The sequence below is a fragment of the Marinobacterium sp. xm-a-152 genome (assembly GCF_013282965.1).
In the GTDB taxonomy this organism is placed as follows: Bacteria; Pseudomonadota; Gammaproteobacteria; order Pseudomonadales; family Balneatricaceae; genus Marinobacterium_E.
Genome location: NZ_WBYI01000013.1, coordinates 15,757 through 37,153 on the forward strand (window position 1 = coordinate 15,757; position 21,397 = coordinate 37,153).

Here is a 21,397-nt window from a genome sequence, read left to right on the forward strand (position 1 = left end):
TGCTACTCTACGGTTACTGATTTCGCAAGGTTGCGGGGTTGGTCGACATCGGTGCCTTTTAGAACAGCTACATGATAAGAGAGTAGCTGAAGAGGAATGGTGTAAACCAGCGGTTCTAACCAGAAATCGACAACGGGCAGTTCAATGACATGAATACCCTCTTCCTCTTGGATAGTACCTTCTTCCGCGAAGACAAATAGCTCACCGCCACGCGCTCGAACTTCTTGAAGATTCGCTTTCAGCTTATCCAGCATGTCGTTACGCGGGGCAACGGCAATGACCGGCATCTCTTTGTCGACCAGAGCCAGTGGACCATGCTTTAGCTCACCGGCAGGGTAGGCTTCAGCATGAATGTAGGAGATCTCTTTGAGCTTAAGTGCGCCTTCCATTGCAACTGGATAGAGCGCGCCTCGACCTAGGAAGAGCGAGTGGTGCTTCTCAGCAAACGCTTCTGACATCTTCTGAATCTGATCATCCAAGCCAATCACTTGCTCCAACAGTGAAGGGAGCTGGCGCAACGAGTGCATGATCTTCGTCTCTTGATCGTCGCTTAATCCTTGGCGACGCGCCAATGCAACGGTCGTCAGCATCAAAGCGACTAGCTGAGAAGTAAATGCTTTGGTTGAAGCCACACCGATCTCTGGACCGGCCTGCGTCATCAGAGAAAGTTGTGATTCACGTACCAGCGAGCTACCAGGAACGTTACAGATAGCTAATGAACCCGCCACTCGAGATTGAATATCACGCAGTGCGGCCAAGGTGTCAGCGGTCTCACCCGATTGAGAAATCGTCAGCAATAGAGTGCCTTCGGGTACAACGGCTTTGCGGTAACGAAACTCAGATGCCACCTCTACCGAACATGGCAAATTAGCTAATTCTTCGATCCAGTAACGCGCCACCATACCGGCATGATAGCTAGTACCACAGGCAAGAATTAAAACCTGCTTAGTGTTATCAAACAGTTCTGCAGCCTCTGCACCAAAGCACTGCTCAAGAAGACGATCTCCGGTTAAACGACCTTCAAGCACATCCGCCATTACAGTCGGCTGCTCATAGATCTCTTTCATCATAAAGTGCTTAAATTCGCCTTTTTCAGCTGCACTTGCTGAGTGCTCGTAACGCGACACTGCTCTCTCAACCGATTGACCTGTCGCATCCCAAACACGAATCTCATCACGAGTCAGGCAGCCAATATCGCCATCTTCAAGAAACATGAAACGGTCTGTAACAGGAAGCAGTGCAAGCTGATCGGATGCGATAAAGTTTTCGCCAATGCCAACACCAACAACCAGCGGACTGCCTTTGCGTGCGGTATAGAGCTGGTCTGGTAGATCCTTGTGTACCACGCCCAAGGCGAATGCACCCTCAAGACGGGCGATGACTTTTGGCAACGCTGCAAGAAGTGAATCTTCTGATTTAAGAAGCTTAGCAAGTAAGTGAGCGATTACTTCTGTATCAGTCTCAGATGAGAATTGAAAACCATCAGCAAGCAATTCAGCTTTTAGCTCTTCGAAATTTTCGATGATACCGTTATGAACAACAGCAACACTATCTCCTGACATGTGCGGGTGAGCGTTGTGCTCTGCAGGCACACCATGAGTGGCCCAACGCGTATGCGCAATGCCAAGTGTACCTGTGATCGGTGACGCTTCTTGAGCATCCTTAAGAGCCTGTACTTTGCCAATACGGCGTAGACGATTCACAGATTGACCATCATGAATGGCCATGCCCGCTGAGTCATAGCCGCGATACTCCAATCGACTAAGACCCTCTAATAGAATACCGCTGACCTGGCGTTCAGAGACTGCACCTACAATACCGCACATAACGATTAACCTTTCTTTATTGGGCGTTTCCAGCCCGAAATATTTCTCTGCTTACCACGTGCAACGGAGAGCTGATCCTCTTCCACTTTACTGGTAATGGTGGAGCCTGCACCGATGGTTGCTCCTGCTCCCACTTGCACGGGTGCAACCAATGAGCTGTTTGACCCAATAAATGCGCGATCACCAATCTCGGTCAGGGATTTGTTCACACCGTCGTAATTACAGGTAATGGTGCCGGCACCAACATTTACCTCTTCACCGATCTGTGCATCGCCAATGTAAGAGAGATGGTTCAATTTAGACCCTTGACCAACCAGAGCTTTCTTCGTCTCAACAAAGTTGCCGACTTTCACTCCAGCAGCAAGTTGTGAGCCAGGACGGATACGAGCAAAGGGGCCCAACTGACAAGCCTCGGCAATAACAGCACCATCAATGTGGGTGTTCGCAAGAATCTCTACACCGTCACCGATAATCGAATTTTTAACGCTGCAATTGGGCCCAATCACAACGTTTGAGCCAATGCGTACCTCGCCTTCTGCAACGAAGTTAACGTCAATGTGGCTATCTTGCCCTACCCTCAGTTGCCCTCGCACATCGAATCGAGCTGGATCAGCCAAGGTAACACCAGCATCCATCGCAGCATTGGCCTGCTGAAGTTGATACCAACGCTCTAATTCAGCGAGTTGTCGACGATTATTCACACCCTGTACTTCGAACTCAGATGTAGGATGAAGTGCCTGAACCGTTACACCCGACTCCGCCGCCATTGCGATCAAATCAGTTAGGTAGTACTCACCCTGTGCGTTATCGGAAGAGAGTTGCGGCAACCATTCGTTTAGATGATCGGTTGGCATCGCCATAATGCCAGTGTTCACTTCAGTGATCGCCAATTGCTCTTCATTGGCATCCTTCTGTTCCACTATACCCACAACATCGTTAACCGCACTTCGAAGAATACGGCCGTATCCCGTCGGATCGTCTAGGTTAACGGTCAGAAGCGACACTTTACCCGTTTGAGCGACCTGTACCATCTGCTCTAGCACACTCGCCGGCGTTAATGGCACATCGCCGTAAAGCACTAGCGTAACACCGCCTGCACGAAGACCCGCTGAGGCCTGTGCAACGGCATGGCCCGTGCCTAGCTGCTCAGCCTGTGTATAAAATTGGCAAGATAGATCGGACAACGCCTCTTTAACCTGATCCGCACCATGGCCAACCACAATATGCATCGCGCTGTTGTTTAACTGACTCGCTTGATCAATGACGTGCTTTACCAGCGATTTTCCTGCCAAAGGGTGAAGGACTTTAGGGAGTTTAGATTTCATACGGCTGCCTTGACCGGCCGCAAGAATGACTACATCTATCGACATTAACGGGTGTTTCCAAAAACAAAATTTATCCACTTGACGATACTTTAACCTAAGCGCACACTGCTGCAAGGTTAAATGTCATAAAAAAATTGACAAATATGGATAATTCGCTGTTTTTAGAGATCGGTCTTAGCGACCGTGACGTCTCAATCTACAAGGCCCTGCTAGCGCTTGGCCCCAGTTCGATTCGTACCATTGCTGAGCGTGCAGGGGTCAATCGCGGCACAACCTATGAAGCACTGAAGCAGATGCAGGCGTTAGGTGTGGTCAGCTATCTGCCAAAAGGTAAGCGCCGCATCTTCACAGCACGTGAGCCTGAAGTGTTGGTAGAACTGGCTGAAGAACGCCGTAAACGCTTAGATCTCGCTGTTGAAGAGTTAAAGCGTCGTGTCATACCCGAGCTGCATCAACTCTCGCCTGATTTTAGCGCAGCCAATGTTCAGTGGTATGAGGGTGACGAGGGGATTGAGCAGGTACTCAGAGATATCCTTAACAGTGTTAGCTCAAACCCTGAACCGATCTACTCTGTCTTCTCATCAAAACCGATTCGAAAGCACCTCTACCGCCCTTTCCCAAACTTCACGGCGCAGCGTGTTGCTCGAAAGATCAAGGTACGGGTTATTGCGATTGGGGATGGGGGTGAAAGTGCTGATCTGTCAGAACGTAAATGGATCAAAACCGAGGGGCCAGTAGACGCCGCTTATATAGCGATCTATCCACCAAAAATTGCCATCATCTCTTTAGCGTCTGATAACTACCCAACTGCGGTGGTTATCGATTCAAGTGAAGTAGCAGCAGCACAGCAGATCATATTCGATACACTCTGGCGCCTGCTTTAACGTTTAGGCTTACTAACCATCTTGTACTGGCGAGAGCAGTAGCCGCGATCAATCCCTTCTGGACGCTTTTTAAGATGTTTAGTGTTGCGACCAGAGACCCGTTCACGCCACATACGAAACGAACTGGGCTTCATCTCACGCTGCATCAACTTGATTACTTGTGGCTCTGACAAGCTGTACAACCCCTCAATCGCTTCAAAGGGTGTGCGATCTTCCCAAGCCATCTCAATGACTCGCGAAATCGCCTCTTCTGACAGGCCGGCGTGTGCTAGCTTTTGTGACATCTAAACCTCTGAAAAATAAAGCAGGTGTCGTTGTGTACGCCAGCGTATGTGTTTTAGTTCAGATGAGAGGTAGCTTATGAGTGCAGATGACAGGCTGAATGCCTGTCACTGTGTACTAAACCAGCTACGGAGTGACCGTGACAGGCTTTCAGCCTGTCATCGGCTTTGTCAGCGTCTACCAGAGACTGTAGCGTAACTCCTGAGTCGTGTCAGACTAAAGGTCAGACACGGTGCTTTTTCAAAGCACAAAAAAAGGCAGCCGAAGCTGCCTTTTTTGATCGTGTAGATCTTATTTGCCGAGTTTGCGGCGAATTGCATCGAGGGTACGAAGCTGTGCAGCTGCTTCAGCAAGCTGAGTCGCAGCACGTGAGTATTCGAACTCACCCTGCTTGTCAGCCATTGCTTGTTCAGCATGCTTCTGTGCTTCTACAGCGGTTGCTTCATCAAGGTCACCCGCACGAAGTGCAGTATCAGCCAACACAGTAATCTTGTGTGGTTGAACCTCTAGGAAGCCACCAGATACGTAGAAGATATCCTCTTCACCGCCCTGCTTGCGAAGCTCGACAGGGCCTGGTTTGATTTCCGACAAAAGCGGAGTGTGACCTGGGTAGATACCCAGCTCACCCAGGCTACCTCTCACAGAGACGAATTCGATAAGGCCAGAGAAGATCTCTTCCTCAGCACTTACGATGTCACAATGAACAGTCATAGCCATTTCAATTACCTCTTCAGGTTCCGCTTAAGGGATTACATGCCTTTGGCTTTTTCGACTGCTTCGTCGATGCCGCCAACCATGTAGAACGCCTGCTCTGGTAGAGAGTCGTATTCACCGTTCAGGATGCCTTTAAAGCCACTGATAGTGTCTTTAAGAGAGACATATTTACCTGGTGCACCAGTGAAGACTTCTGCTACGAAGAATGGCTGAGATAGGAAACGCTGGATCTTACGAGCGCGTGCTACCGTCTGCTTATCTTCTTCAGAAAGTTCGTCCATACCTAGGATCGCGATGATGTCTTTAAGCTCTTTGTAGCGCTGTAGGACACCCTGCACTTCACGTGCAGTCTCGTAGTGCTCAGAACCGATTACTAGCGGATCAAGCTGACGAGAAGTAGAGTCTAGTGGGTCTACCGCTGGGTAGATACCTAGCTCTGCGATCTGACGAGACAGTACGACTGTTGCGTCAAGGTGCGAGAAGGTTGTCGCTGGTGATGGGTCAGTCAAGTCATCCGCTGGTACGTATACCGCCTGGATAGAAGTGATCGAACCAGTCTTAGTCGACGTGATACGCTCCTGAAGTACACCCATCTCTTCTGCAAGAGTTGGCTGGTAACCTACCGCTGAAGGCATACGACCTAGCAGTGCTGATACCTCTGTACCCGCAAGTGTGTAACGGTAGATGTTGTCGACGAATAGAAGTACGTCACGACCTTCGTCACGGAACTTCTCAGCCATTGTAAGACCAGTCAACGCTACACGTAGACGGTTACCTGGTGGCTCGTTCATCTGACCGTAAACCATCGCTACTTTCGACTTGTCGAACTGCTCAACGTTTACTACGCCTGCTTCCTGCATTTCGTGGTAGAAGTCGTTACCCTCACGAGTACGCTCACCTACACCTGCGAATACAGATAGACCAGAGTGCTGAGTTGCGATGTTGTTGATCAACTCCATCATGTTTACGGTTTTACCTACGCCGGCACCACCGAACAGACCGATCTTACCACCCTTAGCGAAAGGACAAACAAGGTCGATTACCTTGATGCCTGTCTCAAGCAGTTCGTTAGTCGCTGCTTGGTCTGCGTAAGAAGGTGCTTTACGGTGAATTGGGTAACGCTCCTCTTCACCGATCGGGCCACACTCATCGATTGGGTTACCTAGTACGTCCATGATACGACCTAGGGTCGCTGTACCTACAGGTACAGATACTGGAGCACCAGTGTTTACAACGTCCAGACCACGGCTTGCACCTTCAGTCTGACCCATTGCGATAGTACGTACGACACCGTCACCCAGCTGTTGCTGAACTTCTAGTGTCAGGTTGGTTTTAGTGACGTTTAGTGCGTCATAAACCTTCGGTACATCTTCACGTGGGAATTCCACGTCAACGACTGCACCGATAATCTGAACAATACGTCCGCTACTCATGTTCGGATCCTCTTAACTTATTAGCCTGTTAACTGCTTTAAACAGCAGCAGCACCACTTACGATTTCAGAAATTTCCTGTGTAATCGCTGCCTGACGCGCTTTGTTGTAGATCAACTGAAGCTCGTCGATTAGGTTGCCGGCGTTGTCGGTTGCATTCTTCATTGCCAACATACGCGCTGCCTGTTCACAGGCGTTATTCTCAACAACTGCTTGGTACACCATTGATTCAACGTAACGAGTCAAAAGACCTGTTAGTAGATCACGAGCATCTGGCTCGTAGATGTAATCCCAGTGGTGGTTGAGAGTGTCGTCGTCTTCTTCAGCCTGAAGGGGCAGAAGCTGTTCAATAGTCGGCTTTTGCGTCATGGTGTTAACGAACTCGTTCGATACCACGTATAGACGGTCAAGTTTGCCTTCGTTGAAGCTATCAAGCATCACTTTTACTGAACCGATTAGCGCTTCCAACTCTGGTGCATCGCCTAGGCCGCTTGTTGCTGCCTTAACGTTACCGCCGTAGTTACGGAAGAAGCTAACTGCTTTACCACCAATTGCACAGAAATCGATCTCGACATTCTGTGAATTGAACTCCTTCATTTTGCCAATAGCAGCCTTGAACAAGTTAACGTTCAGGCCACCACAGAGTCCGCGATCAGAACCGACAACAATGAAACCTACTCGTTTCAGGTCGTTGTTCTGCATGTAAAGGTGTTTGTATTCAGGGTTAGCTTTCGCTAAGTGCTGAATCACACCACGGATACTGCGTGCGTATGGACGAGAAGACTCCATGCGATCTTGGGCACGGCGCATCTTAGATGCAGCAACCATTTCCATGGCGCTGGTAATCTTACGTGTGCTACCGATACTCGCGATCTGCGTCTTAATCTCTTTTCCGACTGCCATAAATCCGCCTCTATTCCTTGACTTAGTATCGGCTGAACAGAGTCTGTTCAGCCGTTCTGCTCATAACTCGAGCGCTTACCAAGTCTGGGTAGATTTGAACTTCTCGATGCCAGCTTTGAATCCAGCAGCGATTTCGTCATTGTAATCGCCTGATTCATTCACTTTAGCCATCAGGTCAGCATGCTCCGAGTTGAAGTATGCAACCAATGCAGCTTCGAATGCACCGATTTTGTTCAATTCTACGTCGCTCAGGAAGCCTTCGTTCGCAGCGTACAAGCTCAAGCCCATCTCAGCGACAGACATTGGAGAGTACTGCTTCTGCTTCATCAGTTCTGTAACGCGCTGACCGTGCTCTAGTTGTGCACGAGTCGCTTCGTCAAGGTCTGAAGCAAACTGCGAGAACGCTGCCAATTCACGGTACTGTGCAAGTGCTAGACGTACACCGCCACCCAATTTCTTGATGACTTTAGTCTGAGCCGCACCACCTACACGTGATACTGACAGACCTGCGTTGATCGCAGGACGAATACCTGAGTTAAACATACCAGTTTCAAGGAAGATCTGACCGTCTGTGATCGAGATAACGTTGGTTGGTACGAACGCCGAAACGTCGCCACCCTGAGTCTCGATTACAGGTAGAGCAGTCAATGAACCTGTTTGTCCTTTAACTTCACCTTTAGTGAACTCTTCTACGTAGTCAGCGTTAACACGCGCTGCACGCTCTAGTAGGCGTGAGTGTAGGTAGAATACGTCACCTGGGTATGCTTCACGACCTGGTGGACGACGAAGAAGAAGTGAAATCTGACGGTAAGCCCAAGCTTGTTTAGTTAGGTCATCGTAGATAATCAGTGCGTCTTCACCGCGGTCACGGAAGTACTCACCCATTGCACAGCCTGCGTATGGAGCAAGGAACTGCATTGCTGCAGGATCTGCTGCACCCGCTGCTACAACGATCGTGTGATCCATTGCGCCGTGCTCTTCAAGCTTACGTACTACGTTAGCGATAGTAGACTGTTTCTGGCCCACTGCTACGTAGATACATTTGATACCAGTACCTTTCTGGTTGATGATCGCGTCGATCGCAATTGCCGACTTACCGATCTGACGGTCACCGATGATCAACTCACGCTGACCACGGCCGATTGGTACCATTGCGTCGATCGCTTTCAGACCAGTCTGAACTGGCTGATCAACAGACTGACGAGCGATAACGCCTGGCGCTACCTTCTCTACTGCGTCTGTGATTTTTGCGTCGATAGCACCTTTACCGTCGATTGGGTTACCTAGTGCGTCTACAACGCGACCAAGTAGCTCAGGACCTACTGGTACTTCAAGGATGCGGCCAGTACATTTAGCCGTCATGCCTTCTTTAAGACCTTGGTAATCACCAAGAACTACGGCACCGACAGAGTCACGCTCAAGGTTAAGCGCCATACCGTAGACGCCACCAGGGAACTCGATCATTTCGCCGTACATTACGTCAGCTAGACCGTGGATCAGGATGATACCATCGGATACGCTAACGATTGTGCCCTCGTTACGGGCTTCTGAAGACACATCAAGTGACTCGATGCGCTTCTTGAGAATCTCGCTGATCTCAGATGGATTCAGTTGCTGCATTTCTATTCCTCATTCTCAGGAATTCATCGCTTCGGCCAGTTTCGCAAGTCGAGCACGAACCGAACCGTCGATCACAAGGTCGTCTGTACGAACAATCACACCGCCTAGGATAGACTTGTCTACCTGTGCAGTGACTGCTACTTCACGACCCAACTTGGTGCTAAGCGCCTTAGCCAATTTCTGCTGCTGTTCATCAGCAAGATCGAAGGCAGTTGTCAGATCCACTTCAATTGAAGCTTCCTGAGCTGACTTCAGCTTTTTGAACTGTGCAGCGATCTCTGGCAACAGAGCCAAGCGCTGATTTTCTGCCAATAGAGCCATAAAGTTTTGGCCCGCTTGGTCGATGTCGCCTTCTAAAAGGCCATTCAGCGTCCCAGCTTTCTGCTCAGACGTTAGGGCTGGGTTTGCCAGCACCTGGGCTACTGTCGCATCCGCTACACAAGAGGCAGCGATTGACAGCATGTTAGCCCACTGATCGAGGCTGCCCTTGCTAGCTGCATATTCAAATGCAGCTTTTGTGTAGGGCCGAGCGACTGTATTGAGTTCAGCCATCGTAAACCTCGCTTAAAGCTCCGCAGCTAGTTTTTCAACTAACTGTGCGTGTGCTTTCTCGTCAACAGAGGCTTCCAGAATTTTTTCAGCGCCAGCTAGTGCTAGTGCTGCAACCTGTGCACGAAGAGCTTCCTTCGCTTGGTTGATCTCTTGTTCGATTTCCGCTTCAGCAGCAGCTTTAACGCGATTAGCTTCTTCGCGCGCTTGCTCTTTAGCTTCGTCAACAATCTGGTTAGCCCGCTTGTTGGCCTGTTCAATGATGGCAGCTGCTTGCTCTTTAGATTCGCGCAGATTATCTGTCGCTTTCTCTTGAGCTAGCTTCAGATCGCGCTCAGCGCGTTCTGCCGCATCAAGACCATCTGCAATCTTCTTCTTACGTTCAGCCAGTGCACTTGTTAGTGGTGGCCATACGTATTTCATACAAAATACGACGAAGATGAAGAACGCGATAGCCTGACCAATGATGGTGAGATTGATATTCACGCCATTATCCTCGCGGTTGTCTGATTAAAAGTAGTGAAACCCATGGGGTATCTAGTTAAAAAACTACTTGTTAGCCAGCAACAGCGAACAGTACGTATAGACCAAGACCAACACCGATCATAGGAACAGCGTCGACAAGACCCATTACGATGAAGAACTGAGTACGTAGTAGTGGGATCAGTTCTGGCTGACGAGCAGCACCTTCAAGGAATTTGCCACCTAGAACGCCGATACCGACCGCAGCGCCTACAGCGCCTAGACCCATCATCAGTGCACCAGCAATGTACAGCAATGCCATTTCCATCGTTTTTCTCCGATTTAGTTAATTTAAGGTTATTACAGTTAGTAAACTCTTGTTATTCCGCTTAGTGATCTTCGTGGGCCATCGCCAAGTAGACGATTGTTAGGACCATAAAGATAAACGCCTGAAGCGTAATAACTAGAATGTGGAAAATTGCCCATGGAACCGACAGGATCCATTGAGCCCAGAACGGCAGCAGTGCAATCAGGATGAAGATCATCTCACCTGCGTACATGTTACCGAAAAGACGTAGTGCCAATGATACTGGCTTAGCCAGTAGACCAACCACTTCTAGGAAGAGGTTGAATGGCAGCAACCATTTGCCTAAAGGCTGGAAGCTAAGCTCTGCTAGGAACCCGCCAAGACCTTTCTGCTTGATGCTGTAGTAAAGAATAAGTGCAAAGACGCTCAACGCCATACCCGCGGTCGCGTTTACGTCAGTCGTTGGAACCACTTTCATGAAGTAGATACCCATCTCTGCTGCTAGGAATGGAATCCAGTCAACGGGAACCAAGTCCATGGTGTTCATTAGGAAGATCCATACAAAGATGGTCAACGCCAATGGAGCGATGAGTGCATTTTTGTAGTGGAAGATACTCTTCACGTTGTCATCGATGAACTCGATGATGGTTTCTACAAAGTTTTGAGCGCCGCCAGGTACATCACTTGTCGCACTTTTAGCCACCTTACGGAAGAACCACACGAACGCTAGACCAAGAGCAATCGACCAGAACATTGTGTCTACGTTGATCGCCCAGAAGCCCATCTCAGCAGCTTCTTGCGCACTGTGCGCAAAGCCAAGACCGTTAACAGGGTGGTTACCAAAGGTAAGGTTGGTTAAGTGGTGAGCAATATACTCTGAGGAGGTAACTGTTCCAGATGCCATTCTCAGTTTCTCTCTTTATCGAAGGTTAAGAATCCGTTTTAACGCCGAACTGCATGATCAGATTACTGACCTGAAGCAGAATCAACATCGCAAATAAGGAAAAAACACTGATGGGTTTTACCAGCACAAACGCCAGTGAAAAACTGATGGCCATCAATGCCATTTTCCATATTTGACTCGCATACAACTCTGCGAGTGTCCCTTGTGCAGACCCCTGTGTCTGCTTGTTAAAGTGCTTGTTTGCGAAATAGGCGTTAGGAATCAAGTAGATTAAACCACCTATAAGCATTGAGTACGCTGCTACAAAATCAATAAATACAGCGACTGCACTTAGCACTAACAGGATGCCTGACTGATATTTCAAAACGGTGAAATATCGAGCTTTCGCCCTATCAGAACGCTTACCAATGAGGTTTGGATTCATCATCTTTGCCCAAAAGTAGTGCGTTTATCCCAACTAATGCGGGCGCAATTGTAGGTGAAAAGGGAATAAGCATCAAGCACAGAGTAGTCTAACTATGACTAAGGTCTTGTTCGCTTTAATCGCGAAGTTGTTTAACGATCGCTTTTAGCTCTTTAGCATCATTGTAGCTGATCACAATCTTACCCTGACCCTTTGCGTTTTCGCTCAGCGTCACTTTGGTAGATAGCAGTCGAGTCAGATCTTCAACGATACGCTCATGCTTGCTGGTAAGCTCTGGCTTCGCTTTAGGCTCCGTTGGATTTTGCAAAGTGCGCACCAATAACTCAGTCTGACGAACCGATAGGCCTTTAGCCACAACCTCTCGACCGGCATCGATCTGTAACGCTTCCGTGAGAGGCAGTAGAGCACGCGCATGACCCATCTCAAGGTCTCCATGCTCTAACATACGTTTGACTTCGTCGGTCAGGTTAAGAAGACGCAGAAGGTTGGCAACGGCGGTGCGCGATTTTCCAACGGCATCAGCCACCTCTTGCTGTGACAGTTCAAACTCCTGCTGAAGGCGCTGCAGGGCTATGGCCTCTTCGATCGGGTTTAGGTTTTCACGTTGAATGTTTTCGATGAGTGCCATCGCAATGGCCGCTTCATCAGGAACATCTCGAATGACAACAGGCACACGCTCTAAACCAGCCATCTGGGCTGCACGCCAGCGACGCTCACCCGCGATGATTTCAAAATTATCACCACCGATAGGTCGCACCACAATCGGCTGCATAATGCCTTGCGCTTTAATCGAAGCGGCTAGCTCTTCAAGCGCTTGAGGCTCCATATCACGGCGCGGTTGGTAACGACCACGACTTAGGCGCTCAACCGCCAGTTCAGTGAGTTGCGTAGAGTCACTCGATTGGTCGTTCGCGACAGTCGCTGCAGAACCGGAAAGTAGGGCGTCTAAACCACGACCCAATCCACGACGTTTAGTGCTCATTTCAACTCCTTAAGAAACCGCTTGGGTTTGCTCTTTATCGGTACGGCGAACCAGTTCACCCGCCAGTGCCAGGTATGCAATCGCACCTCGAGAATTTTTATCGTACATGATCGCCGGTAGACCGTGGCTGGGGGCCTCTGCTAAACGGACATTACGTGGAATGACTGTACGGTAAACCTGATCACCAAAATACTCTAGGAGATGATCAGAGACATCCTTGGTCAAACTCATGCGTGGATCGAACATGGTGCGCAAAATACCCTCAATCTTCAGGCGAGGGTTTAGACGTTCATGGATCTTATCGATGGTGCCCACCAGTGCACTGATCCCTTCGAGAGCATAGTATTCACACTGCATAGGTATAATAACCCCGTCAGAGCTGGCCAGTGCATTCACCGTTAGCAAACTCAGAGAAGGTGGATTATCGATCAGAATAAAATCGTATTGGTCAGCCACAGCATCGAGCGCCATCTTCAGACGAAACTCTCTACGTGTCATCTGCAGAAGTTCAACTTCAGCCGCCGTTAGGTCGCCATTGGCACCTAACACGTCGTAACCCACTTCTAAATTGGTGATGATCGACTCTTTGGCGCTCGCTTGATCGGTTAAAAGCTCATAGACCGAGAGAGTAAGATCATGCTTGTCGACACCAGAGCCCATGGTCGCATTACCCTGAGGATCCAGATCGATGAGCAGAACGCGCTTATGCATAGCAGCCAGTGATGCCGCTAAGTTCACGCTGGTGGTGGTTTTACCGACTCCACCTTTCTGATTGGTGACCGTTAAAATCTTGGCCAACTTACACTCTCCCAATTTTCAACAGGTGTCGCTCTTCATCAAGACCGGGCACTTGAAGGGGGTAACTCTCGATTAAATGGTACTGATTTGGCAGATCTGCCAACTCCTGATCAGGATAACGGCCTTTCATCGCAAGAAACAGACCCTGATCGGCTAATAGCTCAGCGCTTAACGTTACCATATCTTCGATAGAAGCAAAGGCCCTAGAGGTAACTTGTTGGAAAGTACGACCGGCAAACGCCTCAACCCGACCATGAACCACCTCTAAATTCGATAGATTCAACTCAACTTTTACCTGATGCTGAAACCGAGTTTTTTTACCGTTGCTGTCCAGAGTAACAACTGGCATATCAGGATTAAGAATGGCCATAGGAATTCCAGGTAACCCAGCACCACTACCGACGTCGATAAGGTCGGTTTTTTCTACGTAGGGCGCAATCGCGACACTGTCCAAAATATGTTTTATCAGCATCTGTTTTGGATCGCGTATCGCCGTCAGATTGTAGGTTTTGTTCCATTTCTGTAACAACGCTAAGTAGGCCAACAGCTGCTCAACCTGTAATTCAGATACAGACAGGTTTAACCGACTTAGACCTGACTCTAAATCGTTTTTTGGATTGTAATCCATTAACTGGCCGCCTTAGCTTGAAGCTGAAGTTTCTTCAAATGAACCAATAACAGCGAGATAGCCGCTGGCGTCATGCCCTGAATCCTTGAAGCCTGAGCAATAGTCACCGGGCGGACATGCTCTAGCTTAGATTTTAATTCGTTTGAGAGACCACCAACGGCATCATAATCGAAGTCCTCAGGCAAAGAGGTATTCTCTTGACGACGCATCTGATCAATCTCTTGCTTCTGACGATCAATATAACCGGCGTACTTGATCGAGATCTCAATCTGCTCTTCAGCCGCCGCCTCAATCTCAACCTCAGAAGGTTTAATGGATTTGATATCGGCATAACTAAGTTCAGGACGTTTTACCAGATCAGCAAGGTTGTACTCACGTGCCAAGGGTGAACTCAGCTTGGGTTCCAATGCAGCCGCTTCTGCTGACTTTGGTTGAATCCAAGTCGATGAGAGTCGTGCCATTTCACAATCAATCTGATCGCGTTTAGTCGAGAAGGCGGTCCAGCGATCATCACCAACCACACCCAGTTTGCGGCCGATCTCGGTCAAACGAATATCCGCATTATCTTCTCGCAACACCAAACGGTATTCAGCACGGGAGGTGAACATACGGTAGGGCTCTGATGTGCCATGCGTAATCAAATCATCAACCAAGACACCGATGTAGGCTTCGTCACGACGCGGATACCACTGATCCTGATCCAGTGCACGAGCAGCGGCATTCATACCGGCCAACAACCCTTGTGCGCCCGCCTCTTCGTAGCCTGTTGTGCCATTGATTTGACCGGCAAAGTAGAGACCAGAGATCACTTTGGTCTCAAGTGTGTGTTTCAAATCCTGAGGATTGAAATAATCGTATTCGATGGCATAACCCGGACGTGTGATATGAGCGTTTTCAAAACCGCGCATTGAACGGATGACCTCAAGCTGCACATCAAATGGCAAACTGGTTGAGACACCATTTGGGTAGAGCTCGTGCGTGGTTAACCCTTCCGGCTCAACGAAAACCTGGTGGGAGTCTTTGTCCGCAAAGCGGTGAATCTTATCTTCAATGGAAGGGCAGTAACGCGGTCCTATCCCTTCAATAATCCCAGAGTACATCGGCGAGCGATCAAGGTTATTTCGAATAATCTCGTGTGTCCGCTCATTGGTATGCGTGATGTAACAACTGATCTGTTCTGGTTGGTCACTCGCCTGGCCCATAAACGACATGATAGGCGTTGGTGTATCACCAGGTTGTTCTTGCATCACTGAGAAATCGACACTGCGTGCGTCAATTCGTGGCGGTGTACCCGTTTTGAGACGGTCAACGCGAAGAGGATACTCACGTAAACGCTCTGCGAGTCGTAATGAAGGCGGATCACCGGCACGACCACCCTGATAATTTTGCATACCAATGTGAATCAAACCGCCAAGGAAGGTACCTGCTGTTAAGACAACGCTGTTTGCAAAGAAACGAATGCCAGCTTGGGTCACAGCACCGCGAACTTCATCATTTTCTACGATGAGATCATCGACCGCCTGCTGAAAGATATCGAGGTTAGGTTGGTTTTCAAGAATCGAGCGGATGGCTGCTTTGTAAAGAATACGATCCGCTTGTGCACGTGTGGCACGCACAGCGGGACCTTTGCGTGCATTAAGCGTTCTAAACTGAATACCGCCCTTATCGGTAGCACGAGCCATCGCACCATCCAGTGCATCAATCTCTTTAACAAGATGACTCTTACCAATACCACCGATGGCCGGGTTACATGACATTTGACCCAGTGTCTCAATATTGTGAGTCAATAGCAGGGTTTTAGCCCCTTTACGTGCTGATGCTAATGCCGCTTCAGTGCCAGCGTGACCGCCACCAATAATCAACACGTCATAACGATCTGGATAATCCACTCTCTACCTCTTAGCTGCCTTTTCAAACCTAGACAGAAATATGGCGCGGATTATACCTAGGGATTGCCATTGAAGAAATGGTTAAAAAATAGCCAACCTGCTGTTTGTAGAGTGAGAGTAGATAAATAAAAAATAAAATAAATATATAAAGAGAGTTTATTATTTTTAATATTATTTAAGTAGGCTGATTTCTGTTATTAACTGATTAAAAATCAATAAAAACAGTAGTTTGTAGAAATTATAACCCGCTTATAAAGCGCGAATAGCTTGAACATTTGTTGTGTGTGAGTTGTGTATAAGTAGGCTAGTTATACACAATTTATTTTATTCACAGTTTAATCGTCCAATTACTCGGGGTTAGTCTGACAGTTTTTCCACAATCGAAGAATTATTACCGCGTTTTGTGAGCTATTCTTTGGATAACTATTGAATATATCCACAACAGATGCTCAGCATTCGCCTTTTATCTGTGAGTAACTCTATTTTTGGATTGTGGAAAACTATTTACCGATACAGAAAGAGCCGAAAATCTTTCCAAGCAGGTCATCCGCTGAAACTTTACCGGTTATTTCACCTAACACCTGCTGTGTCTGCCTCAGATCTTCCGCCAGAAGTTCACCAGCACCTTGGGTATCTAACTGCCAAAGACCGGTGTTTAATAGCTCCTGTGCTTGTTCTAGAGCCTCCATATGGCGTCTACGCGCCATAAAAGCGCCTTCAGCATTGCCTTGATAGCCCATAATGGACTTTAGATGCTCCCGAAGCAGATCAATGCCTTGCTCATCTTTGGCTGAGAGTCTAATCAGTGTGTTTTCACCCTGTTGTTCAAGACTAGTACTCTCGTCTGTTAGGTCGATTTTATTGCGAACTAAGGTGACATGGCTCAGATCACCGTTGAGTTTTTCGACCATCTCAGGCCACAGCGTTTGCGGATCCGTTGTCTCTGAGTGGCTAGCATCCACGAGCATTAAGATACGATCAGCCGTTTTGATCTCCTGCCAAGCGCGATCAATACCGATCTGTTCGACTCGATCAGGTGCATCACGTAAGCCAGCGGTGTCGATAATGTGCAGTGGCATGCCATCAATGTGTATCTGCTCTCTCAAGACATCTCGTGTTGTCCCCTCAATGTCGGTGACAATTGCTGAATCACGCCCCGATAGCGCATTGAGAAGACTCGATTTTCCGGCATTAGGACGGCCAGCAATCACGACAGTCATACCCTCTCTCATTAAACTGCCTTGCTGCGCTTGGCTCTGAACCTGATTGAGTTGCTCAATAATGTTGACCAGATCACCACGCACTTTGCCGTCGCTTAAAAAGTCGATCTCTTCATCAGGGAAGTCGATGGCTGCTTCTACATAGATGCGCAGGTTGGTTAGCTGATCGACCAATTGATCAACTTCACGCGAAAAAGCGCCTTGCAGTGATTTTAACGCACAGCGAGCTGCCTGTTCTGAAGAGCTTTCAATCAGATCAGCAATGGCTTCAGCTTGAGTGAGATCGAGCTTATCGTTTAAAAATGCTCGTTCTGAGAATTCACCTGGTCTAGCCATGCGAGCACCTAGCTCAATGGCGCGGCGAATGATGAGATCGATGACAACGGGACCACCATGACATTGAAGTTCGGCAACATCTTCACCGGTGAAGCTATTGGGTCCAGGAAAAAGCAGGGCGATGCCTTCGTCGATTTGATGATCCGCTTCATGAAAAGGGGTGTAGTGAGCGTAACGGGGTTTGGCTTTAAACCCGATAAATGCTTCCAGAATTTCAGCAGACTTAGGCCCTGAAAGACGAACAATACCGACGCCCCCTTGGCCAGTGGCGGTTGCTTGTGCAACGATCGTATCTTTATTGCTGCTGATCATCTGAAGTCTTTCTCCAATCAATAAAAAGGGCTCCGAAGAGCCCTAGTGTGTCGCGTGGGGATTTAAGCTGCAAGTTGCTTATTTAGAATCACCCGCTTCGATCTGTTTGTTGATTACATACTGCTGTGCAATCGATAGGACGTTGTTCACCAACCAGTATAGAACCAGACCCGCTGGGAACCATAGGAAGAAGAAGGTGAAGACGATTGGAAGCATCTTCATGATCTTCGCCTGCATTGGATCTGGAGGCGTTGGGTTCAGCAGCTGCTGAATGAACATGGTCGCACCCATCAAGATAGGCATGATGAAGTAAGGGTCCATCTGCGACAGGTCTTGGATGTAACCAATGAACGGCGCGTGACGGATTTCAACCGCTTCCATCAATACCCAGTAAAGTGCGATGAAGATCGGCATCTGAGCAACGATAGGAAGACAGCCACCGAGAGGGTTGATCTTCTCTTTCGAGTAGAGCTTCATCATCTCCTGAGACATCTTCTGACGATCATCACCGTAGAGCTCTTTAAGACGAGCCATCTCTGGACCGAACTTGCGCATTTTTGCCATCGATTTGAACGCTTTAGCGTTCAAGTGGAATAGGGCAGCTTTCACCAAAATCGTGACACAGATGATGGCAAGACCGTAGTTACCAACGATCGAGTAGAGCCACTTAAGAACCATGTAGATCGGTGAAGCGATGAAGAAGAGAATACCGAAGTCGATCGTAAGATCTAGGTTCGGAGCGATCTTCTCCAGCTGATCAGTATCTTTAGGACCCGCATACAGCGTTGCCGAGATCTGGCCTGTCTGGCCTGGAGCAACAACAGCAGAGGGTGCTAAGAAACCAGCAATGTAGTTACCGTTAAGCTGACGGGCCTGGTAGGTGTACTCTTGACCTGGATTAGGGATCCAAGCACTCATGAAGTAGTGCTGAATCATTGCAACCCAACCGTCTTGGCTCTTCTCGCTGTAACGGCCATCGTCGTCGATATCATCGAAGCTGACTTTGTTGTAGTTGTTCTCTTGAGTTGAGAACACTGGGCCTAAGTAAGACTGCATACCCATATCAGTAGTTTCTGAAGGATCAGCACTGCGATCACGCTTAAGTTGACCGAACAGAGTCGCTTGCCAGTTTGAGTCACTGTTGTTGGCAATCAGGTAGTCCATCGCAATGGCGTTGCTACCGCGTGTGAACGTGAATCGCTTGGTAATGGCTACGCCGTTATCGACTAGGTTCAGATCTACAGCCAGTGTGTCGGCACTGCCCATGTCGTAGCTAGCTTCAGCGACAGAGTAGAGTGGACGACCCTCTTTAGAGGCATCTGGGCCGTTAGGGCCAACTAAACCTGATTGAGCAACATAGGTACGGTTAGCGTTCTGCTCAAGCAGAACCAAGGGATCTTCGCCTTCCAACGTCGCTTTATGATCAAGCAGTTTGACTTCAATGATGTCACCACCGCGTGGATCGATCAGAATGCCGAACTTATCAGTGGTTACACTGACCAGATCACCTGTTGCTGCAGCCAGTGTGGACGTTGCTGCACCTGCGGTTGGTAGATCAGCTTCGGCTGCTGGCGCTGCGCTTGGCAGGTCGTTACCTGCGGCTGGCTGGTAAGCTGAAACTGATTCAGTTTGAGTTTGTTGTGCTGCGACGGGAGTGTTGTAATCAGCATTCCACTGGAGAACCAGCATGTATGAGATTAGACCGAGTGCGCCGAGTAGAATGACTCGCTGTATATCCATGGCGAATTAACCATTACCTTTATTTGAGGTTTGAGCTTTTAAAGCCTGCTTGTTTAAACGTTTCCAACTTTTCGCTATGAGCGCATGTAATTGCTCGTTTTCCAGCTCATCAATTCCACGTCGAGATAAAACAACAATGTCGACATTAGGGAGCTGATGCTGATTAAAACGAAAAGACTCGCGAATGATACGACGAACCCGGTTTCGATTCACGGCTCTGCGAATATTTTTTTTGGAAAAAACGAATCCGATGCGGGGATGATCAGATTGGGAGTGGCGGGCAAGAATCAGTAGATGAGTATCACTGACCTTAAAATCGGCTTTGTCGAATACCCTTTTGAAATCACCGCCAGTTAAAAGTCTTAACTGGCGAGGGTATTCGAACTCAGCCATTTGGCATTCAGCAAGTCCGCTTAATTATGCAGACAAGCTAGCGCGGCCGCGTGAACGACGACGAGCAAGCACTTTACGACCGTTTTTAGTAGCCATACGAGCACGGAAACCGTGGTTGCGCTTACGCTTTAGTACGCTTGGTTGAAATGTTCTTTTCATTGCCTTGTCCTACTTACAAGTCATTTATACGTCACAGATGTTGTATGGACATCTGCCTAAAAATCGAGACGCAAAATTCTATAGAAATCGCTAAGCAGTTGCAAACCTTTTGTTTGCTATCCATAAAAAAACCAGCCCGAGAGCTGGTTTTTTATCAGCTAAACGAGCTATTAGCGCATTTTACGCTGCATGTAGCCGTCTAGAGGACCTTCTGAAACAGACATCCACTGGTTCTGGTCTTTCTGGAACGCAGCCATGCTGTCGTAGATGCGTTTGAAGTCTGGGTGTTCAGCAGAAAGCTCTTTGTAAGTTTCCTGTGCAGCTTCCCAAGCAGCATCCATTACGTCTTTCGGGAAGACCTTCATCTTAGTACCACCCGCTAGGATAGTCTTAAGTGCTTCTGGGTTCTTCGCATCGTAGAAGGCAGTTGTCTTAACGTTTGCACGCTCAGCTGCTGCTGCAACAATGTTCTGGTACTCAACTGGTAGAGCGTCGAACTTCTCTTTGTTGATGTAGACAGAAAGGTTTGGAGCCGCTTCCCACCAACCTGGAGTGTAGTAGTACTTAGCAACCTTGTTGAAGCCCATCTTCATGTCATCGAATGGACCAACCCATTCAGCTGCATCGATAGTGCCTTTCTCTAGTGATGGGAAGATATCGCCACCCGGGATAGACTGAGGCACAACGCCTAGCTTCTCGATGATCTTACCGCCCATACCACCGATACGCATCTTCAGACCCTGAAGATCGTCTAGTGATTTAACTTCTTTGTTGTACCAACCACCCATCTGTACACCCGTGTTACCTGATGGGAATGGAACGATGTTCGATTTAGCGAAAAGCTCTTTGATCATTTCGCCGCCACCACCGAAGTTGTACCAAGCTTGGAACTGACGGTAGTTAAGGCCGAAAGGAACGGTTGTATCTAGAGCGAATGCTGGGTTTTTACCGAAGTAGTAGTATGACGCTGTGTGACCTGCTTCGATCGTACCGTCTGATACTGCGTCAAAGATCTGCATAGTGCCTACGATTTCGCCCGCAGGGAATACACGAATCTTGAATTTACCGTTGGTCATCTTCTCTACTTCTTCAGCGAAGTAGACACCGCCCATGTAGAAGCCGATACCTGGAGGTACAGCCGACTGTAGGCGCCAGTTAAGTTCTGGAAGCTCAGCAGCTGAAGCTGCAGTTGCTGCTGAAACGGCTGCTGCTAGTACAGCACCTTTAAACAGATCTCTACGTTTCATGATATTTCCTTGTGTTTGCCTTTTCGGCGTTTATTGTTAGTTAGGACACAGCTAATACTAGC

22 protein-coding genes are annotated in these 21,397 nt (G+C 48.4%); 1 reads left to right on the plus strand and 21 read right to left on the minus strand.

From position 1 onward, the window contains the following. Positions 1-2 precede the first annotated feature (2 nt). Together glmS and glmU are read right to left on the minus strand one after the other, a co-directional pair. On the minus strand, positions 3-1,826 hold the full coding sequence (glmS, locus tag XMA152_RS11735) for a glutamine--fructose-6-phosphate transaminase (isomerizing) (RefSeq protein WP_173483706.1): 1,824 nt from the start codon (positions 1,824-1,826) through the stop codon (positions 3-5). 5 nt (positions 1,827-1,831) lie between these two features. Further along, a complete protein-coding gene (gene glmU, locus XMA152_RS11740) occupies positions 1,832-3,196 on the minus strand; it encodes a bifunctional UDP-N-acetylglucosamine diphosphorylase/glucosamine-1-phosphate N-acetyltransferase GlmU (RefSeq protein ID WP_173483707.1) in 1,365 nt (454 codons plus the stop codon). Between the two features lie 98 nt (positions 3,197-3,294). On the opposite strand from glmU, the gene XMA152_RS11745 reads away from it, so the two are divergent. After that, entirely contained in the window at positions 3,295-4,035 is a 741-nt protein-coding gene (locus XMA152_RS11745; RefSeq protein ID WP_173483708.1) for a TrmB family transcriptional regulator, read from the plus strand. On the opposite strand, the gene XMA152_RS11750 is transcribed toward XMA152_RS11745, so the two are convergent. From XMA152_RS11750 to XMA152_RS11840, 19 genes are all read right to left on the minus strand, one after another. Next, complete coding sequence (locus XMA152_RS11750; protein ID WP_173482151.1) at positions 4,032-4,319, minus strand: TIGR03643 family protein; 288 nt, start codon at positions 4,317-4,319, stop codon at positions 4,032-4,034. The genes XMA152_RS11745 and XMA152_RS11750 overlap by 4 nt on opposite strands. A gap of 289 nt (positions 4,320-4,608) precedes the next feature. Beyond that, positions 4,609-5,034 carry a F0F1 ATP synthase subunit epsilon gene (locus XMA152_RS11755; protein ID WP_173482152.1) on the minus strand — a complete coding sequence of 142 codons (426 nt, stop codon included), beginning with the start codon at positions 5,032-5,034 and terminating at the stop codon, positions 4,609-4,611. Between the two features lie 32 nt (positions 5,035-5,066). Further along, a complete protein-coding gene (gene atpD / locus XMA152_RS11760; RefSeq protein ID WP_173482153.1) occupies positions 5,067-6,464 on the minus strand; it encodes a F0F1 ATP synthase subunit beta in 1,398 nt (465 codons plus the stop codon). A gap of 37 nt (positions 6,465-6,501) precedes the next feature. Continuing rightward, on the minus strand, positions 6,502-7,365 hold the full coding sequence (atpG, locus tag XMA152_RS11765; RefSeq protein ID WP_173482154.1) for a F0F1 ATP synthase subunit gamma: 864 nt from the start codon (positions 7,363-7,365) through the stop codon (positions 6,502-6,504). A 75-nt stretch (positions 7,366-7,440) separates the two neighbouring features. Next, positions 7,441-8,985, minus strand: a complete 1,545-nt coding sequence (atpA, locus tag XMA152_RS11770; protein WP_173482155.1) for a F0F1 ATP synthase subunit alpha — start codon at positions 8,983-8,985, stop codon at positions 7,441-7,443. A gap of 15 nt (positions 8,986-9,000) precedes the next feature. Then, a complete protein-coding gene (locus XMA152_RS11775; protein ID WP_173482156.1) occupies positions 9,001-9,537 on the minus strand; it encodes a F0F1 ATP synthase subunit delta in 537 nt (178 codons plus the stop codon). Positions 9,538-9,549: 12 nt separating this feature from the next. Continuing rightward, positions 9,550-10,020 carry a F0F1 ATP synthase subunit B gene (locus XMA152_RS11780; RefSeq protein WP_173482157.1) on the minus strand — a complete coding sequence of 157 codons (471 nt, stop codon included), beginning with the start codon at positions 10,018-10,020 and terminating at the stop codon, positions 9,550-9,552. A 70-nt stretch (positions 10,021-10,090) separates the two neighbouring features. Next, positions 10,091-10,324: a F0F1 ATP synthase subunit C gene (gene atpE, locus XMA152_RS11785; protein ID WP_169451839.1), complete on the minus strand. Its 234-nt coding sequence runs from the start codon at positions 10,322-10,324 to the stop codon at positions 10,091-10,093. A gap of 61 nt (positions 10,325-10,385) precedes the next feature. Further along, complete coding sequence (atpB, locus tag XMA152_RS11790) at positions 10,386-11,207, minus strand: F0F1 ATP synthase subunit A (protein ID WP_173483709.1); 822 nt, start codon at positions 11,205-11,207, stop codon at positions 10,386-10,388. A 25-nt stretch (positions 11,208-11,232) separates the two neighbouring features. Next, on the minus strand, positions 11,233-11,634 hold the full coding sequence (locus XMA152_RS11795; protein ID WP_173482159.1) for an ATP synthase subunit I: 402 nt from the start codon (positions 11,632-11,634) through the stop codon (positions 11,233-11,235). 112 nt (positions 11,635-11,746) lie between these two features. Further along, positions 11,747-12,613 (minus strand): ParB/RepB/Spo0J family partition protein, encoded by an 867-nt coding sequence (locus tag XMA152_RS11800; RefSeq protein WP_173482160.1) that lies wholly within the window; start codon positions 12,611-12,613, stop codon positions 11,747-11,749. A 9-nt stretch (positions 12,614-12,622) separates the two neighbouring features. Further along, positions 12,623-13,411 (minus strand): ParA family protein, encoded by a 789-nt coding sequence (locus XMA152_RS11805; protein WP_173482161.1) that lies wholly within the window; start codon positions 13,409-13,411, stop codon positions 12,623-12,625. A 1-nt stretch (position 13,412) separates the two neighbouring features. Further along, the gene (gene rsmG / locus XMA152_RS11810) at positions 13,413-14,039 is read right to left on the minus strand and encodes a 16S rRNA (guanine(527)-N(7))-methyltransferase RsmG (protein WP_173482162.1); all 627 of its coding nucleotides are present in this window, start codon (positions 14,037-14,039) and stop codon (positions 13,413-13,415) included. Next, positions 14,039-15,928 (minus strand): tRNA uridine-5-carboxymethylaminomethyl(34) synthesis enzyme MnmG, encoded by a 1,890-nt coding sequence (gene mnmG / locus XMA152_RS11815; RefSeq protein WP_173482163.1) that lies wholly within the window; start codon positions 15,926-15,928, stop codon positions 14,039-14,041. Before mnmG ends, rsmG begins: the two co-directional genes overlap by 1 nt. Before the next feature lie 500 nt (positions 15,929-16,428). After that, positions 16,429-17,796: a tRNA uridine-5-carboxymethylaminomethyl(34) synthesis GTPase MnmE gene (mnmE, locus tag XMA152_RS11820; protein ID WP_173483710.1), complete on the minus strand. Its 1,368-nt coding sequence runs from the start codon at positions 17,794-17,796 to the stop codon at positions 16,429-16,431. Between the two features lie 78 nt (positions 17,797-17,874). Then, complete coding sequence (yidC, locus tag XMA152_RS11825; protein ID WP_173482165.1) at positions 17,875-19,536, minus strand: membrane protein insertase YidC; 1,662 nt, start codon at positions 19,534-19,536, stop codon at positions 17,875-17,877. 6 nt (positions 19,537-19,542) lie between these two features. Continuing rightward, positions 19,543-19,929: a ribonuclease P protein component gene (gene rnpA / locus XMA152_RS11830; RefSeq protein ID WP_173482166.1), complete on the minus strand. Its 387-nt coding sequence runs from the start codon at positions 19,927-19,929 to the stop codon at positions 19,543-19,545. 24 nt (positions 19,930-19,953) lie between these two features. Continuing rightward, positions 19,954-20,088: a 50S ribosomal protein L34 gene (gene rpmH / locus XMA152_RS11835; RefSeq protein WP_173482167.1), complete on the minus strand. Its 135-nt coding sequence runs from the start codon at positions 20,086-20,088 to the stop codon at positions 19,954-19,956. Positions 20,089-20,258: 170 nt separating this feature from the next. Beyond that, positions 20,259-21,335 carry a TRAP transporter substrate-binding protein gene (locus XMA152_RS11840; protein WP_173482168.1) on the minus strand — a complete coding sequence of 359 codons (1,077 nt, stop codon included), beginning with the start codon at positions 21,333-21,335 and terminating at the stop codon, positions 20,259-20,261. Positions 21,336-21,397: the final 62 nt, after the last annotated feature.

Excerpts from the sequence above, each read along its gene's own strand:
- glmS (WP_173483706.1), bottom strand. The coding sequence starts at position 1,826 with ATGTGCGGTATTGTAGGTGCAGTCTCTGAACGCCAGGTCAGCGGTATT.
- glmU (WP_173483707.1), bottom strand. The coding sequence starts at position 3,196 with ATGTCGATAGATGTAGTCATTCTTGCGGCCGGTCAAGGCAGCCGTATG.
- XMA152_RS11745 (WP_173483708.1), top strand. The coding sequence starts at position 3,295 with ATGGATAATTCGCTGTTTTTAGAGATCGGTCTTAGCGACCGTGACGTC.
- XMA152_RS11750 (WP_173482151.1), bottom strand. The coding sequence starts at position 4,319 with ATGTCACAAAAGCTAGCACACGCCGGCCTGTCAGAAGAGGCGATTTCG.
- XMA152_RS11755 (WP_173482152.1), bottom strand. The coding sequence starts at position 5,034 with ATGGCTATGACTGTTCATTGTGACATCGTAAGTGCTGAGGAAGAGATC.
- atpD (WP_173482153.1), bottom strand. The coding sequence starts at position 6,464 with ATGAGTAGCGGACGTATTGTTCAGATTATCGGTGCAGTCGTTGACGTG.
- atpG (WP_173482154.1), bottom strand. The coding sequence starts at position 7,365 with ATGGCAGTCGGAAAAGAGATTAAGACGCAGATCGCGAGTATCGGTAGC.
- atpA (WP_173482155.1), bottom strand. The coding sequence starts at position 8,985 with ATGCAGCAACTGAATCCATCTGAGATCAGCGAGATTCTCAAGAAGCGC.
- XMA152_RS11775 (WP_173482156.1), bottom strand. The coding sequence starts at position 9,537 with ATGGCTGAACTCAATACAGTCGCTCGGCCCTACACAAAAGCTGCATTT.
- atpE (WP_169451839.1), bottom strand. The coding sequence starts at position 10,324 with ATGGAAATGGCATTGCTGTACATTGCTGGTGCACTGATGATGGGTCTA.
- atpB (WP_173483709.1), bottom strand. The coding sequence starts at position 11,207 with ATGGCATCTGGAACAGTTACCTCCTCAGAGTATATTGCTCACCACTTA.
- XMA152_RS11795 (WP_173482159.1), bottom strand. The coding sequence starts at position 11,634 with ATGATGAATCCAAACCTCATTGGTAAGCGTTCTGATAGGGCGAAAGCT.
- XMA152_RS11800 (WP_173482160.1), bottom strand. The coding sequence starts at position 12,613 with ATGAGCACTAAACGTCGTGGATTGGGTCGTGGTTTAGACGCCCTACTT.
- rsmG (WP_173482162.1), bottom strand. The coding sequence starts at position 14,039 with ATGGATTACAATCCAAAAAACGATTTAGAGTCAGGTCTAAGTCGGTTA.
- mnmE (WP_173483710.1), bottom strand. The coding sequence starts at position 17,796 with ATGATCAGCAGCAATAAAGATACGATCGTTGCACAAGCAACCGCCACT.
- yidC (WP_173482165.1), bottom strand. The coding sequence starts at position 19,536 with ATGGATATACAGCGAGTCATTCTACTCGGCGCACTCGGTCTAATCTCA.
- rnpA (WP_173482166.1), bottom strand. The coding sequence starts at position 19,929 with ATGGCTGAGTTCGAATACCCTCGCCAGTTAAGACTTTTAACTGGCGGT.
- rpmH (WP_173482167.1), bottom strand. The coding sequence starts at position 20,088 with ATGAAAAGAACATTTCAACCAAGCGTACTAAAGCGTAAGCGCAACCAC.
- XMA152_RS11840 (WP_173482168.1), bottom strand. The coding sequence starts at position 21,335 with ATGAAACGTAGAGATCTGTTTAAAGGTGCTGTACTAGCAGCAGCCGTT.